This is a genomic window from Paenibacillus sp. VTT E-133291 (assembly GCF_002264395.1).
Taxonomy (GTDB): Bacteria; Bacillota; Bacilli; order Paenibacillales; family Paenibacillaceae; genus Paenibacillus_AQ; species Paenibacillus_AQ nitricinens.
Window position 1 is genome coordinate 63,059 of sequence record NZ_NFVA01000014.1, and the last position, 19,093, is coordinate 82,151.

At 41.2% G+C, this 19,093-nt stretch carries 19 protein-coding genes; 15 read left to right on the forward strand and 4 right to left on the reverse strand.

From position 1 onward, the window contains the following. The first annotated feature begins 7 nt into the window (after positions 1 to 7). From CA598_RS08870 to CA598_RS08900, 7 genes are all read left to right on the forward strand, one after another. On the forward strand, positions 8 to 868 hold the full coding sequence (locus tag CA598_RS08870; protein ID WP_036688719.1) for a carbohydrate ABC transporter permease: 861 nt from the start codon (positions 8 to 10) through the stop codon (positions 866 to 868). Further along, positions 868 to 2,088 (forward strand): anhydro-N-acetylmuramic acid kinase, encoded by a 1,221-nt coding sequence (locus CA598_RS08875; RefSeq protein WP_094876286.1) that lies wholly within the window; start codon positions 868 to 870, stop codon positions 2,086 to 2,088. Before CA598_RS08870 ends, CA598_RS08875 begins: the two co-directional genes overlap by 1 nt. Further along, the gene (locus CA598_RS08880; RefSeq protein WP_256990412.1) at positions 2,089 to 3,060 is read left to right on the forward strand and encodes a GNAT family N-acetyltransferase; all 972 of its coding nucleotides are present in this window, start codon (positions 2,089 to 2,091) and stop codon (positions 3,058 to 3,060) included. It begins immediately after the preceding gene. A 2-nt stretch (positions 3,061 to 3,062) separates the two neighbouring features. Beyond that, a complete protein-coding gene (locus tag CA598_RS08885) occupies positions 3,063 to 3,770 on the forward strand; it encodes a PIG-L deacetylase family protein (RefSeq protein ID WP_076106428.1) in 708 nt (235 codons plus the stop codon). 98 nt (positions 3,771 to 3,868) lie between these two features. After that, positions 3,869 to 5,011 carry an exo-beta-N-acetylmuramidase NamZ family protein gene (locus tag CA598_RS08890; RefSeq protein WP_094876287.1) on the forward strand — a complete coding sequence of 381 codons (1,143 nt, stop codon included), beginning with the start codon at positions 3,869 to 3,871 and terminating at the stop codon, positions 5,009 to 5,011. Between the two features lie 17 nt (positions 5,012 to 5,028). After that, positions 5,029 to 6,591, forward strand: coding sequence for a glycoside hydrolase family 3 protein (locus CA598_RS08895; protein WP_256990417.1), 1,563 nt, complete (start codon positions 5,029 to 5,031; stop codon positions 6,589 to 6,591). A gap of 128 nt (positions 6,592 to 6,719) precedes the next feature. Next, positions 6,720 to 7,637 (forward strand): N-acetylglucosamine kinase, encoded by a 918-nt coding sequence (locus CA598_RS08900; RefSeq protein WP_094876289.1) that lies wholly within the window; start codon positions 6,720 to 6,722, stop codon positions 7,635 to 7,637. 96 nt (positions 7,638 to 7,733) lie between these two features. Here the strand turns inward: CA598_RS08900 and CA598_RS08905 are convergent, their stop codons facing one another. Further along, positions 7,734 to 8,942, reverse strand: coding sequence for a GNAT family N-acetyltransferase (locus CA598_RS08905; protein ID WP_094876290.1), 1,209 nt, complete (start codon positions 8,940 to 8,942; stop codon positions 7,734 to 7,736). Positions 8,943 to 9,240: 298 nt separating this feature from the next. Here CA598_RS08905 and CA598_RS08910 point away from each other — a divergent pair, with 298 nt between their 5' ends. Next, positions 9,241 to 9,441: a MurR/RpiR family transcriptional regulator gene (locus CA598_RS08910; RefSeq protein WP_094876291.1), complete on the forward strand. Its 201-nt coding sequence runs from the start codon at positions 9,241 to 9,243 to the stop codon at positions 9,439 to 9,441. A gap of 20 nt (positions 9,442 to 9,461) precedes the next feature. Next, the gene (locus CA598_RS08915; protein ID WP_256990420.1) at positions 9,462 to 9,956 is read left to right on the forward strand and encodes a GyrI-like domain-containing protein; all 495 of its coding nucleotides are present in this window, start codon (positions 9,462 to 9,464) and stop codon (positions 9,954 to 9,956) included. Between the two features lie 72 nt (positions 9,957 to 10,028). Here CA598_RS08915 and CA598_RS08920 read toward each other — a convergent pair whose 3' ends face one another. Next, positions 10,029 to 10,250 (reverse strand): helix-turn-helix domain-containing protein, encoded by a 222-nt coding sequence (locus CA598_RS08920; RefSeq protein WP_060622973.1) that lies wholly within the window; start codon positions 10,248 to 10,250, stop codon positions 10,029 to 10,031. Positions 10,251 to 10,359: 109 nt separating this feature from the next. Here CA598_RS08920 and CA598_RS08925 point away from each other — a divergent pair, with 109 nt between their 5' ends. Then, a complete protein-coding gene (locus tag CA598_RS08925) occupies positions 10,360 to 10,626 on the forward strand; it encodes a DUF6809 family protein (RefSeq protein ID WP_256990422.1) in 267 nt (88 codons plus the stop codon). 148 nt (positions 10,627 to 10,774) lie between these two features. Here CA598_RS08925 and CA598_RS33450 read toward each other — a convergent pair whose 3' ends face one another. Together CA598_RS33450 and CA598_RS33455 are read right to left on the reverse strand one after the other, a co-directional pair. Beyond that, positions 10,775 to 11,011, reverse strand: coding sequence for a LysR substrate-binding domain-containing protein (locus CA598_RS33450; RefSeq protein ID WP_094876292.1), 237 nt, complete (start codon positions 11,009 to 11,011; stop codon positions 10,775 to 10,777). Between the two features lies 1 nt (position 11,012). Next, positions 11,013 to 11,141 carry a LysR family transcriptional regulator gene (locus tag CA598_RS33455; RefSeq protein WP_094876308.1) on the reverse strand — a complete coding sequence of 43 codons (129 nt, stop codon included), beginning with the start codon at positions 11,139 to 11,141 and terminating at the stop codon, positions 11,013 to 11,015. 246 nt (positions 11,142 to 11,387) lie between these two features. Between CA598_RS33455 and CA598_RS08940 the strand changes: the two genes are divergently transcribed. From CA598_RS08940 to CA598_RS08960, 5 genes are all read left to right on the forward strand, one after another. Then, positions 11,388 to 12,230: a sugar phosphate isomerase/epimerase family protein gene (locus tag CA598_RS08940; protein WP_094876293.1), complete on the forward strand. Its 843-nt coding sequence runs from the start codon at positions 11,388 to 11,390 to the stop codon at positions 12,228 to 12,230. Positions 12,231 to 12,681: 451 nt separating this feature from the next. Next, positions 12,682 to 13,290 carry an ankyrin repeat domain-containing protein gene (locus CA598_RS08945; protein ID WP_094876294.1) on the forward strand — a complete coding sequence of 203 codons (609 nt, stop codon included), beginning with the start codon at positions 12,682 to 12,684 and terminating at the stop codon, positions 13,288 to 13,290. A gap of 167 nt (positions 13,291 to 13,457) precedes the next feature. Beyond that, positions 13,458 to 16,580, forward strand: coding sequence for an ATP-binding protein (locus CA598_RS08950; RefSeq protein ID WP_094876295.1), 3,123 nt, complete (start codon positions 13,458 to 13,460; stop codon positions 16,578 to 16,580). Between the two features lie 173 nt (positions 16,581 to 16,753). Next, positions 16,754 to 17,350 carry a DUF1349 domain-containing protein gene (locus CA598_RS08955; RefSeq protein WP_094876296.1) on the forward strand — a complete coding sequence of 199 codons (597 nt, stop codon included), beginning with the start codon at positions 16,754 to 16,756 and terminating at the stop codon, positions 17,348 to 17,350. Between the two features lie 235 nt (positions 17,351 to 17,585). Then, positions 17,586 to 19,022 (forward strand): FAD-dependent oxidoreductase, encoded by a 1,437-nt coding sequence (locus CA598_RS08960; protein WP_094876297.1) that lies wholly within the window; start codon positions 17,586 to 17,588, stop codon positions 19,020 to 19,022. Positions 19,023 to 19,093: the final 71 nt, after the last annotated feature.

Below are 19,093 nucleotides of genomic sequence, written 5' to 3' on the forward strand. Positions count from 1 at the left end.
GAATACTATGGGTTTGTACAACAATAGCTTAAGAAGCAAAGGGTATCTGTTTATACGTAATGGTGCAAACATTACGTTCCTTATCCTATTTGCCGCAGCTACCATATTCCCGATATACTTTATGGTCATCTCCTCGTTCGGTGATCCGGTAGAAGCTGGTGCAATGAGCTATTCTATCCTACCATCGAAGATTTCATTTGAATCTTATAAATTCTTCTTTAACTTCAGCCCACATACATGGGACTGGTTATTGAACTCCTTTATAGTGGCAGCGTGTATCACGGTATCTAACGTATTTTTTGCTACACTTGCTGGATATGCTTTTGCAAAAATGAAATTTAAAGGAAAAAACATTTTGTTCGCTATTTTGCTGGGATCTATGATGATTCCTGTTCAAGTCACTCAGGTTCCACTATATATTTTGATCGTAAACATTTTTGAATTACAAAATACGTACACAGCGTTGATTATGCCGAGCATAGTAACGGTATACAATATCTTCTTGGTTAAGCAGTTCATGTCCTCCATTCCAGGTGAAATTATTGAATCTGCTAAAATCGAAGGTTGTTCCCAGCCTAAAATCTTCTGGTATATCATTATGCCTCTATCTAAAACAATTATGGCAGTACTAGCAATCCTAACGTTCATGGCGGCATGGAATGACTTTTTCTGGCCGTTCCTAGTAACGAATACGATGGATATGCAAACCATTCAGGTCGGCTTGAAAAACTTTCGCTTTGCGAATACAACTTACTTTGCACCGATGATGGCGGGGGCAACCATTTCAGCAGTTCCAATGTTTATTTTGTTCTTCAGTTTACAAAAATACTTCCTTGAAGGGGTAACAGTTGGAGCGGTGAAAGGTTAATGGACAAACAATCAAAAGTTGATGCAACATACTTAGTTGGCTTGATGTCCGGTACATCAGTAGATGGTATTGATGCAGCAGTAGTTAAGCTTTTCCCATCAGCCGAAAAAGAGCATGGAGTAGAGATTGAATTACTGGCTTTTGAAAACACACCTTTTGAGGTGCAAGTTAGAAACTCCATATTTGAGCTTTTTGATCCCGCTAGCGCTACGATTGATAAGGTTGGCGCAATGAATATGTGGCTTGGCGAATTATACGCCCAAGCCACATTATCCGTTATAGGGAAATGCGGCCTTTCGCCTTCGCAAATATTCGCAGTAGGATCGCATGGTCAAACAATCTATCATGCTCCGGATGAGAATGTTATGGGCGGCTATAATCTGCATTGTACCGTTCAGATTGGGGATGGTGCGGTTATCGCCAATCGCACAGGAATTCCTTGCGTATCAGACTTTCGAGTTGCTGACATGGCAATGGGTGGACAAGGAGCTCCGTTAGTACCATTTACCGAATACTTATTGTTTAACAATCCAAAGAAAACACTTCTGATGCAAAATATTGGCGGAATAGGCAATGTGACTGTTTTGCCTGTAAATGCCTCACCGGATGAGGTATTTGCTTTTGATACGGGTCCTGGAAATATGATTATCGATGGCCTTGTATCGCAATTATTTGCACCAATGACCATGGATGTTAATGGCGAAATTGGTGCGGGCGGTCAAGTGATTGATGAGCTATTGAAATGGATGCAGCAGGATAAATATTATAGGATGCCGTTACCAAAATCGACAGGCAGAGAACGGTTTGGCCAACAATACGTGGCACAAATTATTGAAATGATGAAGGTTAATCACTGGAAAGCAGAAGATGTTGTTGCAACAGCTACGTACTTAACTGCCTGGAGCATCGTCGATAGCTATGAACGGTATATTGCACCGCAGCACCAGGCTGAGCAATTGTTAATTGGCGGCGGTGGAAGCTATAACAAGACGCTTTTGCGTAATTTACAGCACTTATTTGCACCGCATAACGTGCAGGTGCTGACGCAGGAGGATATCGGTGGTAATAGTGATGCTAAGGAAGCAATTGCTTTTGCTCTGCTTGCGTATTACACGATGGAGCGCTTACCAAACAATATCCCGCTAGTAACTGGAGCTTCACAGCCAGTAGTAATGGGCAAAATTTCCTGGCCCTATATTGGACGTTCGCAGGAGGCTTAAATGATGCAAATCAGACCCTTTTCAATTGAAGATCACTCTGCAGTTGTAGAGCTTTGGAATCGTGAGGCTACAAAATATGATTATAAGCCATTTACAGAGCGAGAGTTTCAAGATACATTCATCGACCATCCTTATTTTGACGCTGACTGTATATGGGTAGGTTGTGACGAAAAAGAGATTGTTGGTTTTGCAGCTGGCTGCTGCGGTGACGATCTCCCTCTTGGAGATGTGGCCGGTTATATTACGAGTGTTATTATAGATACCCATGTGGCTTCTCTGGAGCTTTACGATGCTTTTCTATTGCGTTTAGAAAAAAGATTCCAAGAACTTGGGAAAAGGCAAGCGGATGTATTGTTTTTCAACCCTGTTAAGCTGAAGTGGAGTATACCAAGTGCACCTCAGCATGAGCATAATAATGCCCCGGGCATCAGTAAGGACCAGCCATTATATGAAGCTTTAATGGCTAGAGGCTACGAAGATCGAGCGACGCAATGCGGCATGTATTTAAAACTCGGAAGCTTTATAGTTCCCGAAGATATTTTAGATAAGGAAACCCATGCAAATAGCAAGGACTATTACATTACGTCCTATGTCCCTGATTTACATACAGGGCTTGAAGCAACGCTTGCTGCCCTGCAAAATCCGCAGTGGAAGAAGGATGTTGTTACTTATGTGAAGGTTGGCGCACCACTTGTAATAGCTGTGTACGGCAACGAGGTTGTGGGCTTTGCAGGTCCAATTATTTCGCAGCCTGATGGAAGAGCATTTTTTTGCGGTATCGGAGTGCACCCAGAGCATGAGGGTCATGGCCTTGGCAGTGTATTATTTTTCAGAATGGTTGAAGCTTTTCAAAATGTGGGCTGTCAGTATATCTCTCTATTCACTGGAAATAATAATCCGGCTCTTCGAATCTATCAAAAAGCGGGCTTTACTATTGAAAAACAATTTTCTATATTGCGGAGGGAACTTTAAAGATGAGCGAAAAATTCACAGTATTAGCAATTGGAGCGCATGTTGGTGATGTGGAGCTAGCTTCTGGTGGTGTGCTCGCTAGTCATAGTTTAAAGGGAGATCGCATTGTGACATTAGCGTTAACTGCGGGTGAACGAGGGGTCCCGGCAGGACAGGATATGAAGGAATATCGTCAGCAAAAAGTGAAAGAGGCACAGGTTTTTGCGGATATGCTAGGCGGTGAAGCCATTGTATTCGATGATTATTGTGACGGAGAGTTGCCTGACAATCAAGAAATTCGTATGGAGGTTTGTGATGTAATTCGTCGCGTGAAGCCTAACATTATTATTACACACTGGAAAAACAGTATGCATAAGGACCATGCGCTAACGCATCATATCGTAAATGATGCCCGTTTCTTCGCAAGTCTATCATCCTTTGAACGAGCGCTCCCCGCGCACTTTGCAGCAAGATTATATTACTCCGAAAACTGGGAGGATGCGGTTGATTATGTCCCTTACGTATATGTGGATTTCGATCAAGCGGCATTTGATCTATGGATAGATGCTTTAAGCAAGCATTGGTTTGTGACGAATAGCAAATCTTTCAAATACATGGATTACTACAAAGCACTAGCAGTTGTTCGCGGCTGTGAAGCAAGAAAGACATATGCAGAAGCATTTATGGTGCCTGCTGAAACGGTGAAGGTTAGGCAGTCTAGTCTTTGGTAACTATTCAACTAGCTAAGAGGGAGTGTTTCTATGTATAGCAGGAAACATTCCCTTGTTCTATTCATTTATGCTAAAAAGCAGCTAGGAGGCAGCTTCATATGGTGTTAAATGGGATTGATTCTATAACGAATTATCGTTATTTGTTCGAAGGTAAGCGCGTAGGATTGATTACAGCGCCGACAGGTCTTACGAAGGATTTTGCATCAACGATTACTATATTACATGAAAATTTTAATCTTGCTGCGATGTTTTCACCTGAGCATGGCGTTCGCGGAGATTTGGATGCAGGGGCAGTAGTAGACACTTACATGGATCCTTTTACGAATGTTCCAGTCTATAGCTTGTACCGTAAAGACTCCAAGCGTTTAACAAAAGAAATGCTGAATGAAGTAGACATCATTGTATACGATATTCAAGATGTTGGTGTACGCTATTACACATTTATTTATACGATGCTGTATGCACTTGAAGATTGTGCAAATGCAGGTGTAGAATTTGTTGTTCTTGATCGTGTTAATCCGCTTAACGGGGTAACGGTAGAAGGGAATGTCTTGAAGCCCGGCTTCAAATCATTTGTTGGAAATTACGAGCTAGCCGTGCGATACGGCTTAACAGCAGGTGAGGTAGCAACGATGGCAAATGATCAAATGAATTGGAATGCATCGCTGCATGTCGTTCGTTTGGAAGGCTGGGAACGGAACATGTCCTTTCCGGATACAGGATTAACCTGGGTTCATCCTTCACTTGGAATACCACGATATGAAACGGCGTTATTATATACAGGAACATGTTTATTTGAAGGCACAAACTGCTCCGAAGGACGTGGAACAACGTTCCCGTTTGAAATGATTGGTGCTCCGTTCATTCAAGCGCAGCAATTGGCAGATGAGATGAATGCAAAAGGTATCCCGGGTGTGCTTTTTCGTCCAGTTCATTTCAAGCCAACGTCATCTAAACATTGTGGCGAGCTATGCGGCGGGGTACAAATTTACATTACAGATCTCCAAGTGCTGAGGCCTTTAGAAGTTGGGGTAACCTTATTATTTACGATAAGAGATTTGTATGAGCAATTTTCATTCCTGCCTCCTGTGAAGGAGGGTTCTCGTCCATTTATCGATTTGCTGGGGGGAGACAACATGTATCGTAAGGAAAATATGCAAGCCAAGCAGCTGCTTGAACAGTTTGCAGCGGAAAGCAAGCAATTTGCAGAAATAACACAGCAGTATCATTTATATCGCTAGAGGAAGGTGAGTAATTGATGAGAACAATAGAACATATGAGCTTGCGCGAAAAGATCGGACAAATGTTCGTAACAGGCTTCCCCTCAACCGAGATCACTCCTGAGCTGAAGGAAGTTATTGAGCATTATAAAGTCGGCAATATTATTTTATTCTCACATAATATCGACAATAAATATCAATTAGGCGAGCTTGTTACTGAACTGCAGCAATGGTACACGACACATACTGGTATCCCGGGTTTTATTACGATCGACCAAGAAGGCGGTCGAGTCACTCGTATGCCTAAAGACGCGACCAATGTTGCTGGAGCCATGGCAATTGCTTCTTCAGGACGACCTGAAAATGCGTATGCAGCAGGCAGAATGACTGCCAGAGAATTGAAAGCATTAGGTATTAATTTTAATCTAGCTCCAGTTATGGACGTTAACAATAATGCATTGAATCCAGTCATAAATGTTCGTTCATATGGTGATTCTGTTGCAACAGTATCCCAGTATGGAATTCAAATGATGAAGGGATTGCTAGATGGAGGCGTCATGTCCTCACTTAAGCATTTTCCAGGTCATGGTGATACAAATGTCGATTCACATATTGGCTTGCCTACCATTGAAAAAACACTTGAGGAATTAGAACAGCTTGAGCTGCTGCCGTTTAAGGCCGCAATTGAGCAAGGCGCTCAAGCGATTATGAGTGCACATATTTTATTTCCGAAAATTGAAAAATCCGGTGTGCCCGGAACTATGTCTCATACCATTATTACAGAGATATTAAAAGGAAAATTAGGATATAAAGGGTTAGTTGTATCGGATTGTTTAGAAATGGACGCGATCAAACGATACTATGGTACGGCAAAAGGAGCGTTAGGAGCTGTTAAAGCAGGTATTGATTTGGTATTCATTAGTCATACTCCTGAGACAGTGAAGGAAGCGATTCATTTGATCGAAGAAGCTGTAGCCACCGGTGATTTGGATGAAGCGCTAATTGATGCAGCTGTTACAAAAATTTTAGCTTATAAAGCAAAATATGCGACGATTGAGGAGCTAGATTATGAACTAGTTGGCTGCGATGTACATCGCCGAGCAAATGAGCTAATGCGTACGGAAACGATCTGCCTCATTAAAGGTGAGCTCCAGCCCATTCATACCGGTGATGAGCAAGTGTTATTTATGGGTTCCTATTCCTACCGCACCGATCTTGCGTCCAGCAGCTTGAATCAAGCTCTTAGCTTTCCGCAATATATGGGGGAGCATTTTAATACAGCTTATGAGATTATCGACATTGACCCGAGCGAGGAGCAAATCAACGCTGCGCTGCCAAAGGTACAAGTGTACAAGCATATTGTTATCGGCTTGTTCAATGCGCGTGAAAACAAAGGTCAGCTTGCGCTTGTGCAGAAGCTGCTGGCTGCAGGCTGCAAAGTAACGGCCATTACATTAGGTCGCCCGTATGATTTACCGTTAATCGAAGGCGAGTTCTGCGGAATTGCGGCATTTGAGTATACACTTGATGCATTCAAATCACTCCTTCCAATCCTAAATGGTGAGGTTGTACCCACCGCCAAGATTACGATACAGATGTAGACAAGCATAAAAGCCTTCGGCGTCCTTTAAAGGAAGGCAAGCGTTTCTGCGAGAAAAATAAGGATAATATATCGCGTGAAACATATAAATTCTTATCTTTGAAAAAAGTACAACAAGGGGACATAGGTATGGCATTTATCGTTGGAGTTGATGGGGGTGGCACGAAAACAGCTGTCACCATTACGCATGACCAGGATGACTCTTTATTCACCTTTACTGTAGGGCCTATTAATTATAACGGTGGTGATGCTGATGCGATTGCCGCCTCCTTTGAAGAAATTTTTAGTCAAACGAAGCTCTACTGCGGTAATTTACAAGAAGTTGCTCATATATGTATAGGTGCGGCAGGAATAAGTAATCCGCTGGTCATCCATTTGTTGAAGCAGCATGTGAGAAATAACGGTTATATCGGGCCATTAACGATTACAGGCGATCAAGAAACCGCATTATACGGGGCACAAAATGCGATGCAAGGCATCATTCTCATTGCCGGTACAGGATCGATTTGCTTTGGGGTCAATGAAAAAGGAGAGCAGCATCGCACAGGAGGCTTTGGTCATCTGATTGATGACGAAGGAAGCGGTTATAGCATTGGACGCGATCTATTATCCGTATTAGTTCAAGTGGAGGACGGAAGAATAACCGATACGATCATCCCAGTGATGGTATATGAGCAGCTTGGATTAAGCACTGTGAAAGAGATTATTGGCTTTGTTTATGATAAAAATACGACGAAAAAAGATATTGCGCAGCTCGCACCGATTATGACGACCGCATGCAAGAAGGGCGATGCACATGCAATAGCGTTAGCGGAGAAATGTGCAGCCAATTTATATGAGCTTGTTGTGCCTGTTATTGAACGGCTTAAGCTATATGAAAGTCCGATTGCGATTGCAGGAAGTGTGCTGCAAAAGTCTCGCTTTGTGAAAGAAGCCTTGGAGCGAAAGCTCGCACAGAGCTACCCGCAAACAAAGCTGATTTTGCCGATTAAGGATGCAGCCTATGGTGCTGTCCTGTTAGGAAGATCAAAAATGAACAACAACTAGTTTTTGTTGCTATGGAAAAATAAGGGTGTGTCATAAGTCCGAGCAGTTGGACTTGCGACACACCCTTATTTTAAAATGGTAGGAATCAAAAATGGCTTAAAATTTATCGGTCAAATAAAACACGGCTTGTTGTTTCGGAAATAGAGCTTGAAGGATGTTAGCGTGCTCAGTACTGTCCTTTGCTGCGCCTGCTTCATTATAGCCGAACATGATATAAGTCATTAGCTCGCGTTCATCTACTTCTATTGAAGTATAGGGATTGGTATGATTACTAGCATCGGAAACAGAAAGCTGCTTTTGCTTATAATCCAAGTAGATACAGTCCTCATTGCTGCGAAGTGCAATATGCAGCTCCTGGTCTGCAATTATGTTGCTACGGTTTAGGCGATCTTCTAATTCAGGCTGAAGCTTATGGAAAGTTGAACTGAGATTGATCATTTTCCACATCGCCATATTGATTTGAATTGAATTTGCTTGATGCTGTTGGTAATAGGAATATAGCTTATGGTCCTCTGGGAGCATCGCTAATATTTGCTTTGCATTTTGGCGCAGCTGACATAAGGCATGAAACAAAGCTTCAACGCCGTTTTCGGCTTCGTTCAAATACAATAATTCATTAATAAATACTTGTTCAGTATCTTTCTTTTCAATGATGCCATAAGCGACGATTTTTCCATTTCTGCGAAGGAGCAAGCAGTCAACGTTCTTCCATTCCGGCCAGGTCAATAAATCATTCCAATACGTTCTACTTCGGATCACGGTATAGGTACGATTCTTATTGAATTGTTCATAGATGAAACGGATATCATCGAGATAACAGGCTTCAAAAGGAATGATTTCATCACTGCTTTGCTGCTGCTCCAAGCTTGCTGGTTTTTCAATTGCGAAAGCAGTCTCGGGAATAAGTCTCCAGCCAGCCTTTTCATAAAACGCATGCTTGCTAGCCAAAAGCAAGCTTATATCATAATCGGTTTCTTTCATATAATTGGTCTGCGCATGAAGAATTTTGTGTGCAAGCCCCAGCCCGCGGTAATTCAGATCTGTACCGACACTCCCCATTGCACCTGTTTTCAAGATCGCTTGACCGACTCTAATATAAAACGGAAAAATTTGTACATTAGATGCAATCTTATCGTCAACCATCGCAAACCATGTTGTATCTGGATCATATGTGGTGTCTAGGTCTAATCTTTCTTGGAAAAAAGCTCGGCCTACAGAAAAGCATTCATCTAAAATATCGTAAATCTTTTCAAGCTGCTCTCTAGTTGGATGGTTCATTACGATGATGTTTGGTGTCGTCGTCATCTTTCATTTCCTCCTGCGCCGTAATGTTGGGATAAATTTAATAAATGAAAAAAAAGGTTTTTTGGAATTTAATTTCTTATTTATAGTTTAATGTTGAAAGAAAAATTCGTCAATAAATGGAACGTGTGGAATCATAGAAGTGATACAATATTTAGATTGCTCAATATAGTCTAAATGAGTATTAGGAAAATAGCGACTTCGGCTGAGCAATTACAAGCACAAAGCGCACAAATGAAGGCGCAGCTTAAAAAGAAGAATGATAAACCGTTCAAGAACTTTTTGCCGGCCTTGAAGTAACATGCTGTCTCAGCTCGCTGATGTATCTTTATTCACATCCCGTGAGCCGGAAGCTAAGCTTCGTAGTTCGGCAACAAGCTCCAGATTTGCTCAATTGTTTGTGCTCGATATTGTTTTTAACGCTTATGCTTCTGCTCAGCATGATTTTACTGTGGAGCAGCTAGGAAAGACAAGAAAAATGATTGAAGTCTTGTATGATTAATGTTGTGATAAGCCTACTCATTGAATGGAGGAGATTTTCTGGAAGCTAAAGTAATAACATTACCTCCTTTTCATGTTGTAGGCTACAAAATTGAAGCAGATATTAAAGAATTTGAGTCTGGTCTTGGTAAGAGTATTTATCATTCGTTATTTGAAAGAAAAGACGAAATTCAATGCAAGAAAAATGAGAATGTGATTTTAATGCAGATTTATCCTATGAATCCCGATTTTAATCCTCAGCTGGATAGGTTTACACATATTCTTTGTTATGAAGTAAGTAAACAAGGTGATGTTCCGTTAGATATTTTAGGTCATGCTGTCGGTGAGAGTAAGTATGTTACTTACACACACCAGGGACTTGAATCGGAACTTAGTCGTTCATATGACTATGTATATGGACAATGGATTAGAGAAACTGGAAATGAACCAAAGGATTATGATTTTGAAATTTGGGATGAAAGATATAAACCAGAAAGTCTAGAGAATGAGATTGATTTGTTTGTTGCATTGAAGTAATTATTTATGCTTTAGCCTAGACGTGAACAAGCTCCTGTGAATATCACAGAAGCTTGTTTGTGCTGCGGATTATTAATTTTTGCTGGGATAGCGCTTAGGGTTATCTGTCTGACCCAAAATATAGTCGATGCTTACTTTATGGAAATTAGCTAGCGTAATTAAAACGGCGCTCGGAACATCCAAATTTCCATTCTCGTAACGGGAGTAGGTAGCTTGTGTAATATGTAAAAGCTCAGCCATTTGTTGCTGTGTAAGATCTTTATCTTCGCGTAAGTCGCGGATTCTTGTGTACAATGCTCATCACCCAAGCCAAGTTTACTTTATGCGAAAATTGCATATTGTTATTTATGCGATTTTCGCATAAAATTTATACGTGTTAGGAGTATTAGTTGCGAAAGGAGGCATGATGGTGATCATTTTGGAGGATTTTTATTATGGAAGATTGAGTCCGAATGAGTTAATTAAGCCAAGTGATCCTGAACTGCAGAAGATTAATCAGAAAATCACTGATTTTTTACAATTGCTCAAAGAGAGGTTATCCGAGGAAGATTTTGACCAAGTCGAAATGCTATTCGATTTACAGAGTGACTCAAGCTCTTTGCACTCTGCATTATCTTTTATCCAAGGCTATAAAATAGGGGCATTAATGATGATTGATGTATTTAGATAGGGCAAGAATTAACTCAATGTATCCTTTGACTTCATGTCCATTTTTGCCAGAATAGAATACAAACGACTAAGCGAAGAATGAAGCAGGACAAAGAGGCTGGAGCGAAAAAAGGCATTTGGACAAACGGAAAGCAACTGTTTCTATACTATTATGATAAGAACAAAAGGTCGGTACTGGAATGAGCTAGGTGATGCTGCTCTGACAAAACGGCAACAAGTGATTCATTGACTAGGGGACGATGATCGATATGTTTGCCGGGCTCTGTATAACGTACAAATCCAATGTGAATCGTTCCTTCATGTAAAGCCTGCCACTGCTGAGCAGACGTTATTTCATGTAATGTGAGTTGTGCTTGTGGATAACGATCCCGAAACATTTTTAACATATTAACCAATACTCCACCAGCTGCTTTGCTGGCTTAAGGGAGGCTGTATCATAATTAGCTTCTCTGCTGCACGGTTAAAATGCAGTTCTTCTGCTACTGCAATAAAGTATTGTAGTTTTTTTATGTCCATACTTTTCATTCTCCCTTGAAATGTTTCTCCAAGCAAGTATAAGGATCTTTGAACGAAAATGAAAGGAATGGCATGTCGTTCCCCCATAAGCATCCCACCACATCTTAATTTTTGACAAAAAAAGATTTATTGCAATTGGATCGTAGAATGTGTTAAAGGTGACTAGAGATGGTTTTATTCGAGTGCATGATGCGCTAGACTAGAAATGACGAACTATTAGATTGGTCATGAAGGAGGATAATGACGATGATAAGAGGATTAACAACAGCAGGCTTGGGTGAACTCAGTTCTATAGAAGAATATATCAGACTTGCGAGCCAATTCGGCTTCCAGTCGATAGACGCAAATCCATTGGAGTTCGTACAGCAGTATGGCAAGGATGGGGCTGTTCAATTGCTGGAAAGTCATGGCATCGTGTTAGGATCATTTGGTTTAGTGGTAGATTGGCGCACGACAGAGGAAAGCTTTAGGGAAGGGTTGAAATCGCTTACCGAAATGGCTGAGGCCGCTGCTGCATTAAATTGTACGACATGTTGTACATATATTTTACCTTCGACAGATCTACCGGCCGCACCGTTTATGATTGCAGCCACAAGACGTTTAAGACTATGCGCTGAAATATTAGGCGCTTATGGAATTACATTAGCTTTAGAGTTCGTAGGCCCTCATCACTTACGTACACAATGGGCAAATCCAACGATCTGGACGATGGAAGATACGTTGAGTTGGATGGAGACGATTCAAGTAAAAAATATCGGAATGTTACTGGATTCCTACCATTGGCATACGAATGGCTTAACAAGCGAGGATCTATTGAAATTACAACCGCATCAAATCGCGTATGTCCATATCAATGATGCTAAATCTCTTCCGAGAGTGGAATTGCTAGATTTCGATCGATTGTATCCAGGGGAAGGATCTATTGATCTTACAGGATTCATGGGAAGCCTGAAAAAGATCGGATATACCGGCGTGATCGCCCAAGAAGTCCTAGCACCAGCTTCCGCGCAAAGTTCATCTGAATTATTTTCCCGTTCCAAAGCTGGTTTCGATAAGGTATTCTCATCACTGGAAAGCGCACCGATATAGATTGAATTTGAAAATATTCCAAAAAGGGAAAAGTGGTGGAAGGGAATTTTGGAACTGTAGGAGCGGTAGCGTCAGACTTTGTCTGCGGATTTCAACCGTTAAGAACGGTATAATCAAGAAATCTGCAGACAAAAGCGGCCGGAAGTCCAAACATTCTCTGGAGTCACGACCAACCCGAAATAGGAAAATCATCTGATCAATCTATATAGCATTTGATGATCTCGCGTGAACTAAGTTCTAATGAAACTTCTACCGAGTGTTGGTAGAAGTTTTTTTTTCTGTTAGCAAACGCTCTCCCCATGTGATAGTATTTCACTAAAATGCGGAGATGACGTTCGCTATGTACTTCTTCTTGTTAACATTCTTCCTCTTTATATCAGGATGTCAGACAGATGATTTCAAAGTGTTAAACAAACAAGGGCAGCAATCAACTCAGGAGGTGAATACTGAAATGGATAAGATGAACCAAACACTGTTAGCTGCGGTTAAGCAAGGCGACAAGGATCTTATTTCTAAGCTATTAGCTGATGGTGCAGATATTGATACTACAGACATTGATGGTAGAACCTCCGCATTAATCGCTGTACACACGAATCAACTGGATATTTTCAAATTATTGCTTGAACAAGGTGCCAACATCAATATCCGCGACAATCGCTCGGATAATCCACTTCTCTATGCAGGGGCTGAAGGGATGCTTGATTTTGTGAAGGTGTCTATTGCTGCAGGTGCTGATACATCCATTCTGAACAGGTTTGGGGGAACTGCCCTCATTCCTGCTGCTGACCGCGGTCATGTGGACATTGTGGAAGAGCTTCTTACAAGTTCTGATGTCAATATTGATCATGTCAATAATCTGGGTTGGACGGCATTACTTGAAGCTATCATACTGGGCGATGGCGGGAAGGCACATCAGATAATACTTGAATTGTTAATTCAGCATGGTGCTGACATTCAACTTGCGGATTCTAATGGAATTAGCCCCTTACAGCATGCACAAAATAGGGGTTACCAAGAAATGGTTGATCTGCTGATGAATAAACGTAGTGAGTCGTTATAATTTTAAAAAAAGGAAACTCCGACTATTTGGAGTTTCCTTTTTTTGTCCTTTAAATACAAGATTACTTACGTCCACTGATCTCGTAATATAGTATAATCAGACTATAATGTTCAATAGTGGAAGATGGGAATATAGCACTATTAAATTTATCGAAGAATGAGGCGTGCATGAGAACTTCGGAGAATAAGATTAAGTTAAGTCATTTATTATACATAGTAGTGTTTATCGGTCTGTTGATTGTGGTGCGCTGGGGCTGGCATAATCATTTTTCGTTGTCCAATCCACCTGCTGTGAAGCAAGGTGTGTTAGATTTACGTGGGGTGGATATTGAATCACTAAGCTCCTTTCCGCTGGATGGTAAATGGGAATTCTATCCTGAACAATGGGTGAATACTAGCAATATTGACAATGCGACGAAGGGGCAGATGCTTCAGGTGCCGGGGAACTGGACTTCTAAATTCAATCCAGCAGATCAAGAGAAAGCATATGGATACGGAACTTATCATTTGCGTATTCTACTGGATCAACCCTTGTCTGAGCCACTTAGCTTTTGGTTTCAATCGGTCTATACGGCTTCTGAAGTGGAGATTAATGGAACAATTCTCTCGCGATTCGGTAAGTTATCTGAAGAGAAAGAAGGCCATGTTTCTGTCACAAAGTCATTCTTGATCAGTTATGTACCGACAGATCAGAACCAAATGGATCTATTTGTTCGAGCGTCAAATTATGGGTCTCCGTTAAAAGGAGGCATTGTTAGGTCTGTAGAGTTTGGCATTCAACATGAGATAGATACGGTCTACTGGAATTCAATTGGCTTGCAGCTAGTTGTAGGGGTATTGCTCTTGATCCACGGGCTCTATTTACTGATTATTTATTTGATGGATGTGCGAAAAACAGAGTTGATTATTTTCTTTTCGATGATGGTCGCAGCAGCTGTATCTATTGGGGTTGAACATAATGGACTATTGTTCCGGTTTCTACAAGTTGATTTTGCCTGGACATTGAAGCTAAAGGTTCTTTCTTACACAGGCTTTTGCTTGTTTCTGTTCCTGATGGGAAGAGAGCTCTTTGGGTACCTGCGGAAAGGTAAGGCTTTTTATAGTTATATCCTCTCACTCCTCGGTTTTACTCTATTTATAATCTTTGGTCCAGAAGAGACCGTGCTGTTTTCGATCGAAAAAGGGGTCTATATGATCCTGTATTACATTCCAGTATTTTGGACGGCTTATTATTTTATGAAAATGGTATTTATTCAAGCTGAGGGAGCTCTATTTTTATTATGTTCAGTACTAGCTGTGATTAATAATATAATGTGGGCATCTGTCTATTACGCAGGAACCTCACAATTTATGTTTTATCCAGTAGATTTAATTGCTGCACTTGCTGCCTTTTCTACCTATTGGTTTAGGAGATATTTTCATCAATCCCATCAAAATGTGCTACTGAATGCTCAATTGGCTGAATCCAACAAATTAAAGGATCGTTTTCTGGCCAATACATCTCATGAACTACGGACTCCCTTGCATGGGATTATGAATATTGCTCAGAGTGTGCTTATAAGAAAGAAACATGAACTGGATGAAGAGAGTCAACGCGACATGGAACTGCTAATAATGGTCAGTCGGCGGATGTCGCTCATGCTGAACGATTTGCTAGATGTAGTGAGATTGCAGGATAAACGGATTGTGATGAACATCAAGGTGGTGCAAGTAAGGTCCTTGGCTGAGGGTGTGCTGGATATGTTACGCTTCCTGACCGGTGGGACTAAGGTGGAGCTTCGCATGGACATTAATGAGGATTTGCCGTGTGTATATGCTGATGAGGAGCGATTGGTACAGATTCTGATTAATCTAGTTCATAATGCGCTTAAGTTCACCGAACAGGGAAGTGTTGTACTGTCAGCAGAACTAGTGGATGGGCAGGTATGGATCCATGTCACGGATACAGGAATTGGTATGGATGAGGCATTGAGAAAGCGTGTATTTATGCGTTATGAACAAGGAGCTTACGGTGAAGGTGGTATCGGTCTGGGTCTTAGTATTTGTAAAGAGTTGGTTGAGCTGCACGGTAGTGAATTATTATTGCAATCGCAGCCGGGCAAGGGAAGTAAGTTCAGCTTCAAATTACCTGTAGTTAATGAGAGTGTACAGTCTTCCATTTCTGATGTCCATATAGAAAAAGATGCGGACTCACTGTCACCTTTCAGTGAATGGATCACTGCTGAAGCTTCTACTATGGTGGCCGCCACCTATTCCACGAAGGAAGTAGAGCCACTCTCGAAGCTTGATACAGACGCTGATATTATTCGTGTTCTGGCGGTTGACGATGATTCGGTCAATTTAAAAGTTTTGCAAAATATTTTGTCAGATGGAACCTATCAGATAGTTACTACGACTTCTGCACGTGAAGCGCTGGATAAGTTAAACAATGAACGATTCGATCTGATCATCGCTGATGTGATGATGCCGGGTATGTCTGGTTATGAAATGACAAGATTAGTCCGCGAGCGGTTTACAATGTATGAATTGCCAATTATTCTACTGACTGCACGCAGTGAACGGGAAGATGTCTATGCAGGCTTCTTGGCTGGAGCAAACGACTATGTTACCAAGCCGGTAGATGCAATGGAGTTGAAGTATCGTGCCTTATCTCTTTCATCTATGAAGCGGGCGGTCAATGACCGGTTGAGGATGGAGGGTGCTTATTTACAAGCGCAGATCCATCCACACTTTCTCTTCAATACACTGAATTCGATCATGTCCTTAAGTGACTTTGATACTGCCAAAATGAGAGAGCTATCAGATGCGTTCACAACTTATCTGCGCATAAGTTTTGACTTCTTAAATGCAGGGAAGCTCGTTACGCTGTCACAGGAGCTTGAACTGGTGGAGAATTATATATATATCCAGCAGCAGCGTTTTGAGGAGAGACTCCATGTGAAATGGGAAGTAGATGCGAATCTTGAAATGTTGATGCCTCCGCTTACGATTCAACCTCTGGTTGAGAATGCTGTTCGACATGGCGTTTTAAGTCGGGCTAAAGGTGGAACACTGCGTATTCACATTGAGACACGTGCGGATGCTGTCCATTTTAACATTGTAGACACAGGGTTGGGAATGGACGAAGCTCAAGTCAGCAGGCTGTTAGATCCAAAAGGCTATAAGAATCAAGGTATTGGACTCCTTAATACGGATAGAAGATTGACACAACTATATGGACGTGGCTTGCAAATTCAAAGTGTCCCTGGTTTGGGAACGACGGTGTCATTTATCATTCCTGATAAAGATTGATTGTGATCAAGGGGTAACTCCTTGGAGTTATCCCTTTTTGGTGGTTTGTTTAGGAAATTATGTGATTATTTCAATATTGTTGCATCATTGATTGTAAAAATAAAAGCTACCTGCCATTATTACAGAGAAAGGAAAATTTGTAATCGAAAATCATTCATGATAGGAGAATTAGAATGACTAATAACTTATTTGTAAACGAAACAAGAGAACAACTGATCTGGATGAATCGTCCCGAAACCTGGAAATTTACAGATTTAGATGAACTGACATTAATAGCACCTCCCAAATCAGACTTTTTCCAAGACCCGGCAGGTAAACATTTCGCAAGCTCAGCGCCATTTTTATCTACCCCTGTGGGTACTTCCTTTGAAATGACGACCAGAATTAGTGTCAATATGCGGCATAAATATGATTCAGGATGCCTCATGTTTATGATGGACCATTATAACTGGGCCAAGATTTGCTTTGAGTTTGACGGACAGTATCCCATAATCGTGTCTGTGGTAACCAGAGAAGGAATGTCAGATGATTGTAACTCCGTACAAGTTGGTGTAGATAATCCATATTTGCGTATCACCAAGCAAAATCATTGTGTTACTTTCTCCTATTCAGAGGACGGAGCGAACTGGTCACTGATCCGATATTTTGGAATGAATGAAGGTGCTGAATGCGTAGCTGGTGTTGTCGCACAATCTCCCCAAGGTGAAGGCTGTTCAGTGAAATTCGACTATTTGAGTTTGTCGGAATCGAAGGCTGAAAGCCGCTTCTAAATGATTTTGGCAATTTTCGTCGAAGGATGAGTTGCTCGATTTGCGATAGTACAGTGAACATATTTGTATGTGGCCGCGTAATCGCGGCTTTTTGCATGATAAAAACCATGATTGAATAAATAAGGAGACAGCTATCCGTATTTAATTAAAGTACAGAGTCAATTTAATAAAACAAATCGAGAAGCCGATAAATAATAGGATGCTTTCAATAAAAAACAGGGAGAATTATTATAAGATGTTAAAAGAGAGAAAAAAAGGTTATTTCGTATTTGGTCTTCTGATTACGGCATTTATTATGGTTTATGGAAGCTTTGCTCCACAAGTAGCGGTAGCTCAGACAAGCATTCCAACTACAGCAGCAGGTTATGATGTTGTTGTCATTGGCAGTGAGATTCAAGGTGTTTTACTGGCCAGAGAGGCCAAGAACTTGGGCTTAAAAGTGATGATCTTAGATCCTCGAAGTAAGCCAGGCGGTGAATTGATTCAAGGGCAGATGTTTTTCCTGGATGATGTGAACGACAATAAGAAGCGGAGTCTCGTGCAAGGGGAAATGAAAGATCTGTTCACAGCTTATAAGGCTGGATCTATACGTAAAAAGGAAGATTTCGAGAAATATTTCAACAAAGTAATTAAAGGGATTCCTTTAAAAAGTGGAATTGTCATTGATGCCGTTGCTACTGTTCCATCAAGTAAAGATAAGGCACTAAAGACTCTTACATATCATTCTAAGGATGGCACTCAAACTACTATACAGTCTAAATACTGGGTTGAAAATACAGATTTTAATGCGCTAAGCAGTCACTTGCAGGTTAAACGAATTCCAGGTATGGAAAGTATTTATAAGGGGAAACAAGCGGATTATATGGCGGCCACTTATATGTTGAATTTCAAAAATGTAGACTGGAACCGACTGCATCAAGCCATTCTGGAAGATTATCCATTAACGAATGTTCGTAACAAATATGGCCCTAACACCTACGTCGATTGGAATTTCGCCACAGGGTTCAGCAATATTACCAATAAGTTCAAAGCGGATAACAGTGATCTTAAGCTTCGTGGACTGAATGCAACGAACCAGAAGAATGGACAGGTTATTATAAACGGCCTTCTTATTTATAACGTGAATCCTGCTGATCCGAAGTCTGTTCAATCTGCGATTACAAAGGCTAGAGCCGCAGCCCCTAGTATATTAGCTTTTTTACGCAGTAATATACCTGGATTCTCCAAAGCAGAGCTTAATGGATTTCCTGAGTATCTTTATATTCGCGATTACAACCGTCATGAGACTAATTATGTGCTTGAGTATTCTGATCTAATGAATGGGACGATGTTCTGGGATAATGTCAGCATTGGCGGTTATTCCATCGATCTTCAAGGAACTAAAACGATTCCTACCGGAATTGGCTTTGGTAAACCGGACCGTTATGGTTTACCTTTACGCTCTTTTGAATTGAAATCTTATGACAATGTGCTAGTAGTGGGGAAAAATGTAGGAGCTAATATTAAGGCTTACGGCAGCGCCCGCATCATGCCAACGACCGCTCTGGCGGCACAGACCATCGGGATTATCCTTGGCAAGGAGAGTAAGCGTTTAGCGGATCTAACGCCTGCTGATTTTGAGCGAATTCATAAATATTTGGAAAAGGATTATAAGATTACACTGAAGAAATAGAACTGTAGATTAGAGATTGAAAGTTAATACGGTTTATACAAAAACAAGCCGGAGCGAATGCACGCTCCGGC

Excerpts from the sequence above, each read along its gene's own strand:
- CA598_RS08890 (WP_094876287.1), top strand. The coding sequence starts at position 3,869 with ATGGTGTTAAATGGGATTGATTCTATAACGAATTATCGTTATTTGTTC.
- CA598_RS08945 (WP_094876294.1), top strand. The coding sequence starts at position 12,682 with ATGGATAAGATGAACCAAACACTGTTAGCTGCGGTTAAGCAAGGCGAC.
- CA598_RS08885 (WP_076106428.1), top strand. The coding sequence starts at position 3,063 with ATGAGCGAAAAATTCACAGTATTAGCAATTGGAGCGCATGTTGGTGAT.
- CA598_RS08910 (WP_094876291.1), top strand. The coding sequence starts at position 9,241 with ATGCTGTCTCAGCTCGCTGATGTATCTTTATTCACATCCCGTGAGCCG.
- CA598_RS08955 (WP_094876296.1), top strand. The coding sequence starts at position 16,754 with ATGACTAATAACTTATTTGTAAACGAAACAAGAGAACAACTGATCTGG.
- CA598_RS08940 (WP_094876293.1), top strand. The coding sequence starts at position 11,388 with ATGATAAGAGGATTAACAACAGCAGGCTTGGGTGAACTCAGTTCTATA.
- CA598_RS08960 (WP_094876297.1), top strand. The coding sequence starts at position 17,586 with ATGTTAAAAGAGAGAAAAAAAGGTTATTTCGTATTTGGTCTTCTGATT.
- CA598_RS08880 (WP_256990412.1), top strand. The coding sequence starts at position 2,089 with ATGATGCAAATCAGACCCTTTTCAATTGAAGATCACTCTGCAGTTGTA.
- CA598_RS08905 (WP_094876290.1), bottom strand. The coding sequence starts at position 8,942 with ATGACGACGACACCAAACATCATCGTAATGAACCATCCAACTAGAGAG.
- CA598_RS08875 (WP_094876286.1), top strand. The coding sequence starts at position 868 with ATGGACAAACAATCAAAAGTTGATGCAACATACTTAGTTGGCTTGATG.
- CA598_RS08950 (WP_094876295.1), top strand. The coding sequence starts at position 13,458 with ATGAGAACTTCGGAGAATAAGATTAAGTTAAGTCATTTATTATACATA.
- CA598_RS08900 (WP_094876289.1), top strand. The coding sequence starts at position 6,720 with ATGGCATTTATCGTTGGAGTTGATGGGGGTGGCACGAAAACAGCTGTC.
- CA598_RS08925 (WP_256990422.1), top strand. The coding sequence starts at position 10,360 with ATGATGGTGATCATTTTGGAGGATTTTTATTATGGAAGATTGAGTCCG.
- CA598_RS08870 (WP_036688719.1), top strand. The coding sequence starts at position 8 with ATGGGTTTGTACAACAATAGCTTAAGAAGCAAAGGGTATCTGTTTATA.
- CA598_RS33450 (WP_094876292.1), bottom strand. The coding sequence starts at position 11,011 with ATGTTAAAAATGTTTCGGGATCGTTATCCACAAGCACAACTCACATTA.
- CA598_RS08895 (WP_256990417.1), top strand. The coding sequence starts at position 5,029 with ATGAGAACAATAGAACATATGAGCTTGCGCGAAAAGATCGGACAAATG.
- CA598_RS33455 (WP_094876308.1), bottom strand. The coding sequence starts at position 11,141 with ATGGACATAAAAAAACTACAATACTTTATTGCAGTAGCAGAAGAACTG.